6 protein-coding genes are annotated in these 6,257 nt (G+C 42.5%); 4 read left to right on the top strand and 2 right to left on the bottom strand.

What is annotated here, in order from left to right; genetic code table 11:
• Together QUA03_RS16780 and QUA03_RS16775 are read left to right on the top strand one after the other, a co-directional pair.
• The coding region (locus tag QUA03_RS16780) for a GAF domain-containing sensor histidine kinase (RefSeq protein ID WP_333213388.1) at positions 1–939 on the top strand (939 nt) is incomplete at its 5' end.
• 170 nt (positions 940–1,109) lie between these two features.
• Entirely contained in the window at positions 1,110–2,642 is a 1,533-nt protein-coding gene (locus QUA03_RS16775; RefSeq protein WP_333213387.1) for an ATP-binding protein, read from the top strand.
• A 728-nt stretch (positions 2,643–3,370) separates the two neighbouring features.
• Here the strand turns inward: QUA03_RS16775 and QUA03_RS16765 are convergent.
• Together QUA03_RS16765 and QUA03_RS16760 are read right to left on the bottom strand one after the other, a co-directional pair.
• The gene (locus tag QUA03_RS16765) at positions 3,371–4,066 is read right to left on the bottom strand and encodes a hypothetical protein (protein WP_333213386.1); all 696 of its coding nucleotides are present in this window, start codon (positions 4,064–4,066) and stop codon (positions 3,371–3,373) included.
• Between the two features lie 28 nt (positions 4,067–4,094).
• Positions 4,095–5,483, bottom strand: a complete 1,389-nt coding sequence (locus QUA03_RS16760; RefSeq protein WP_333213385.1) for an ATP-binding protein — start codon at positions 5,481–5,483, stop codon at positions 4,095–4,097.
• A 121-nt stretch (positions 5,484–5,604) separates the two neighbouring features.
• On the opposite strand from QUA03_RS16760, the gene QUA03_RS16755 reads away from it, so the two are divergent.
• Positions 5,605–5,772, top strand: a complete 168-nt coding sequence (locus QUA03_RS16755; protein WP_333213384.1) for a hypothetical protein — start codon at positions 5,605–5,607, stop codon at positions 5,770–5,772.
• 106 nt (positions 5,773–5,878) lie between these two features.
• Positions 5,879–6,202: a DUF3155 domain-containing protein gene (locus QUA03_RS16750; RefSeq protein WP_006635576.1), complete on the top strand. Its 324-nt coding sequence runs from the start codon at positions 5,879–5,881 to the stop codon at positions 6,200–6,202.
• Positions 6,203–6,257 lie beyond the last annotated feature (55 nt).

The following is a 6,257-nucleotide window of genomic DNA, read 5'->3' as shown; positions in this document are numbered from 1 at the left end:
GCTTTTACTACCGATCGGCTAGAATTGTTAAAACTTTTATCTGCCCAAATTGCTATTTCCATTGAGAATGCTCAACTTTACAAAAATTTACAGGAGTTTAATCAAAACTTAGAGCAATTAGTGAGCGATCGTACTCAACAATTATCGAACACCCTAGAGGCTTTAAAAGCCACCCAAACTCAGCTAGTCGAATCTGAAAAAATGGCATCTCTAGGAGGATTAGTTGCTGGTGTTGCCCATGAAATTAATACTCCCATCGGAGTGGGCGTCACTGTTGCTTCAGCTTTGGCAGAAAATACCACAGAATTTGCATCTATTTATAAAAGTGGCAAAATGAAGCGCTCGGATTTAGAAGAGTTTGTCGATATTGCTAGTCAAAGCAGTAAAGCACTTCTAATTAACCTAGATCGGGCGGCAGCCTTGATTCAAAGCTTTAAGCAAGTAGCAGTAGATCGCTCTAGCGAAGAACGACGTACTTTCCAGATCAGACCTTATCTTGATGAAATTTTATTACAATTAAAACCAAAGTTGAAAAATAGCCAACATTCGCTTAAAATTAAGGGAGATAGCAAAATTGCTATAGATTCTTATCCAGGAGCCTTGTCCCAAGTTGTGACAAACTTGCTAATCAATTCTCTGATTCATGCCTATGAACCAGGAATTTCTGGGGAAATAATCTTTGCTTGGGAACAAGAAGGTAATCGGCTAAGGTTTGAATACGCCGATGAAGGTAAAGGTATTCCCCCAGAAAACTTAAGTAAAATTTTTGAGCCATTCTTTACCACTAAGCGTGGTCAAGGTGGCAGTGGGTTAGGGTTACATATTGTCTACAATTTAGTCACCCAAAAACTCAAAGGTGAAATTGAGTGTCTAAGTGAGGTGGGAAGAGGCACTAAGTTTATTATTAAATTACCCATGCAAATTGATTCACCAATGTAGAGTTCCAATTCCGATTTCCTGACCAAGATAACTAAGTAAGTCCACCTCATTAAAAGTAAAGTAAGGATGACTGAAAAGGTTGCTGTGTAACTCTTCTCCCTTCTGCCTTTTTCTTAACAGGTTTTCTAACTTCAAACCTAAACATTAGTAAAAAATAAAGGTGTACAGCAATGAAAAGTGATTTTGACGATTTGTTAACTCAACCATCTCCAGAAACAGTATACTTTGCCGAAGTAATCGACTCGGATGACGAGATATTGTTTGCAGATGAAACCACAGAAGAAAAACTGAGTGAAAGCTGGAAAATTTTAGTTGTAGATGATGAGGCTCAAGTTCACACCGCTACCGAAATTTCACTCAGGAAGTTTGTCTTTGAGAATAAATCTTTAACCTTCATTAATGCTTACTCCGCTCGTGAAGCTAAACAGCTAATCCAAGAAAATCCTGATGTTGCCATCATTTTACTTGATGTAATTATGGAAACAGATGATGCTGGCTTAAACTTTGTTAAATATGTCCGCGAAGTCTTATGGAACCAGTTAGTGCGAATTATTTTACGCACGGGTCAACCCGGACAAGTACCTGAAAAAAGCATTATTATCAATTACGATATTAATGACTATAAAACTAAAACTGAATTAACGACATCAAAGCTATACACTACGATGCTAACAGCTTTGAGAAGTTTTTCTCTAAGTCATAAATTGCAGTCTGAAATAGAGCGACGCGAACAAGTAGAGAAAGCACTCCGTCTCAGTGAAGAAAAAGAGCACCAAAAATCTGTTGCCTTAGAGCATTTTGTCAAAGAACTCCAAGAAACACAACTCCAGCTAGTTCAAAGTGAAAAAATGTCTAGTCTCGGTCAATTAGTTGCAGGTGTCGCTCATGAAATCAATAATCCGGTTAACTTTATTTATGGCAATCTGTCCCACGCCAACGACTATATTAAAGAACTCATTAATATGTTGAATCTTTACCAAAAGTATTACCCGCAACCAGAAGCAGAAATTATCCATGAAATAGAAGATGCAGAGTTGCCATTTATCATAGATGATTTACCAAAATTGCTTTCTTCCATGCAGTTAGGGATCGAACGCATTCGCAATATTGTTCACTCTCTACGCAATTTTTCGCGGCTGGATGAAACTGAAATTAAATCAGTAGATATCCACGAAGGCATTAATAGCACTTTGCTGATCTTACAGCACCGACTAAAGGCTAAGTCGGATCGGCCTGCTATTAATGTGATAAAAGACTATGGTGTATTGCCACTTGTGAACTGTTATGCCGGTCAGCTCAATCAGGTGTTTATGAACCTTTTAGCGAATGCTATAGATGCTTTGGAAGAGCGGGTAAATAGAGAAGATGGTGCTGTTTTTCACCCCCAGATTTTGATTCGGACTGAAGTTGTACCCGGCAATTCGCATGACAACATTAGCTCGGCTTCCCACATCCTGGTAACAATTTCTGATAATGGTGTGGGCATGACAGAAACAGTTCGTGCTAAACTTTTCACTCCCTTTTTTACTACTAAACCCATAGGAAAAGGTACAGGCATGGGATTGTCCATCAGCCGAAAAATTCTGATAGAAAAACACTGCGGTCAATTGGAGTGTATTTCTACGCCAGAGCAGGGAACGCAGTTTATTATTGATCTGCCCACTATCTGTAGAGCCACTAAGATCGCTGTAGCGAATGCCTAGAAAACTTATCTGGCTGAATTGATTGATCATATAGCAATCCTTGCAGGAGTCGTAAACTTTTTACCCCACCCCAACCCTCCCCTTATCAAGGGGAGAGAGTAAGAAATTCACAAATGATTTAGGATTGCTATATATCGGTTTTCAGTTGCATGAGAATAGGGTAATTGCTAATTCCTCATTCATCGGAATTCTGACAGAATTTTTTCCCGCAGCAAGTCCCGCCTTTGCTGGGGTGGGGACTTGCTGCGGCTTTAGCCATATTCTTCTAACTTAATTGTGTTGGTTTGCAATATATTTTTTAACAATCTCTTCCGAGGCGTTATTAACTGTGCCGTAAAAATACAGCATATTCCATGTATATTTAGTACGCTGCATTCCGTAGAGAAGCAGAAAAATGAAAATTTATGCGATCGAGTTTCGTGAAAAAATAGTCAAAGCTGATGAACCCGGTGATACATCAATTAGGGCGGTGTTGAATTGTTGAGCGCGTAAATACAAGATTAACACATCTTGATAGCTCGTTTGACAGGAAAAACTTTTTGTTATTCTACATCAGATAACAAGTTGCTCAGACATTCCCTTCGGTTATTAATTCACTATCTAAAATTGGCTAATCTTCCGATGCCATATCAAAATCAAATAAATTATTTTGGTTCTATGCGATCGCCGGCGTTGCTTAGTTATACCCTAATTTATAAACGCCTTTTTTGGTAAAATAATTTAGGCGCTCAACGTTCTTCCCTCTGCTGTAAATGCCGCCCGATTTCTTGATGACATACGTGCCAAAAATACAGTGCTAAATTCAGAAGAGCTAATAATTTAGTGCCATCTTCTAACATCGCGTGTACTCCTAGACTTTGAGACTCAAAAATATCCTCAAACCGTGAGATAGCAAACAAGAGGAATGCTACGACTAATGGCAGGTAAGGAGTGGTTTTGATGTCTCGCCAAAACTTAACTCCGTAAAAAAAGACAGCACTACCATAACAGAAATAAATTAATTTGCTAGATATTCCCAACCCAGAAAGAATCAAAGTCATCCGAAACCTGTCATCTAGGAAAAAGACTCCGAGTAGTAAAGCACTAAAAAATAAGAACATCCCCGATCGACTCTGCGGCTCTTTTTGTTGGCGCAGCACTCCGAAAGTAAATGCACAAATTGCTACTGGGATGCACCAGAGGACTTCGGAAACTCCGGTGAGAATTCCTTCGTAAGGGAACCAGAAATTAAAAGGGTCGCTAAACAGGCGTTCAACTCCGTCTCCCTGGTTGTTGAGTTTTGCGTATACACTCAGCCCGCCCAAAATCAGAACAGTCAGAATGTTAAAAGCAGCTAAAAACCGTACACGAAAAAAGTGTTTTTTGAAAATTTCTAAAGAATTTGACAACTTGGGAATTTTATCGAATAAAGGTAGATGCTTCATAAAAAATGTCTCTAAGCAATAGAGTTCGTTACTTATTCACTGGTAGCCAAACCACAAATGTAGTGCCGCGATCGGTTGGATATAATAAATTAGTTTCTGCAGAGGGCAGCCATTCTGGATTGACTGGGGAAAATACTTCTATTTCTCCTTGCATTTGGCGGACTAAATCGCGGGCGATCGCCAAACCCAATCCTGTACCGGGAATTTCTGTCTGCGCTTTTTCTCCCCGGTAGTGCCGCTCAAATAAATGCTCTAAATCCTGGGGAGGAATGCCGGAACCTGTGTCGCTGACGGCAACTGCTATGGCAGGCAATTGGCTGTATCCTGCCCGATCGCCATCCGCTGCTTTGTACCGGACTTTAATATAAATTTGGCGGCCGGCGGGGGTATATTTCAAAGCATTGTCAATTAAATTGCTCAAAACTTCGCGCAAAGCTCGATCGTTCGCTGAGACTGGTGGCAAATTCGCCTCCAGGTCGGCGACCAATTTCAGATTCCTTTCAGATGCGATCGCCTCGGCGGAAATTAACAGCGGTTTTAAGACTTCTGTAACAAAACAGGATTCCTCCAAATTGGCCGCAGGTGACAGCGAGAGAGGAGAATGCCGGATTGATTCCACATTGGACATTGCTTTTTCTGAAGTGTCCGATCGCAGTTTTAGATGTGCTTCGCCGGTGTCAACAGTTCGATCGAACTGGCCCAGCAACTCTTGTAGCCGATCGCTCTCTCGGACAATACTAAAAGCCACATTGCGGTTTTTGTCTTCCGGTACCAGCCGCCGCGCTAACAGCTTGCCAAAAGTTCGCAACGCTGTCAGCGGACTTTTGAACTGGTGCAGCAAATTGTGCATCGTGTCGTAAACCTGAGCCTGGATTTGTCGGGCCGAACCCAATTCCTGCTGCATCCACTGCGATCGCTGGTCTAAAATGCAGGCTAGGGCTAAGGTGCGAGCAATTTGTTGTATTTGAGCCTCTTCTCGCTCGTTCCAAGGCCTGTCTTGCCGACCGCTGACTAGGAGTCCCATTACAGCTCCCTCGTGTATCAGAGGCGTCACAATTTGCATCCGCTGCTGCCACAAATTCTCCGGGCCTTGGCACTGATGGGAACTGCGCTCCTTACCCGGAAGTCGATCGGGTGCGATTGCCTCTACCGTTGATTCTTCCACAGGCCGAACAGGCGGCGCCAGCAGTCGCGGTACCGGTTTCACTGTCGAGCTTTCGGAAGATTGCAACCTCAACCCCTGATTTTCTTCCAATTCGGCTGAGGTTTCTGGGTAAACTGCGATCGGCACCAACTTTGCTTCGCTGCCTTCTACCAACTCTTGTGTCAGGTATACCGCGCTGAATTTCGCTCCCAAACTAACGGCGATAGCCACCTGCGAACGGCAAAGTTTGACAAATTCTGAACTGGCTGGCATTAACATGAGCGCCACATTAAGATATCTAACGGAATTCTAAGTAAATTACAAATGATCGGCGGCCGATTACTGATGAGATACTTCTCGATTTCAGATTTATTCCCTTTGATAGAAGGCAGCTATGTTGAAGGCATGGGGCTTTCATGAACCAACATTGCCCCGCATCGCCCTCCGCGCAGCTTCCACCGATCCCCAAGCTTGGCTTTTGCCGGAACTTGCGGCCAACCATAGCACAACCGCTACACTTTTGTCGATCGGCACGAATGTTAAGATTATGTCGATATATTAAAAACAGTTGAAATTTTGAGCTAGAACGGATATACTGGCCTCGGATTTGGTAGCTATCATTACAACCTGTCTGCTCATACTGTCTGCTCACAGAGGAGGTAAAGAAATTGGCCAGGAGACGCAAACGCAAGAGTCGCCGCCGACAAGAAGGACGCAGAATTTTAGAGTGTGTGCCTCAATATAGCATCGAGAGCGGCGAAGATAAACCCGTAACAGCGGCTCGCAAGTTCATCCATGCAGAAGGCATTGCTCCCCCAGCTTTGCTGTTAGTCAAGCGTAACGAGCATACCACTGACAGATACTTCTGGGCTGAAAAAGGTTTATTTGGAGCCCAATACGTAGAAGAGAACCATTTCTTGTTTCCCAGCTTAAAGGTGATGTTGGAAGCTACCACAGAAAAAATTCCTGTGGTGTCAGCCAGCCGCGCATAGCTCAAAATGTTTAGCTCAAAACATTGACAGCAATGTTTTTCTAAGTTTTTTAACA

Origin of the sequence: Microcoleus sp. S36b_A4 (assembly GCF_036700645.1) — a bacterium.
GTDB lineage: Bacteria > Cyanobacteriota > Cyanobacteriia > Cyanobacteriales > Microcoleaceae > Microcoleus.
Note: the sequence above shows the minus strand (reverse complement) of the source record. Positions and strands in the feature narration are given on the sequence as shown.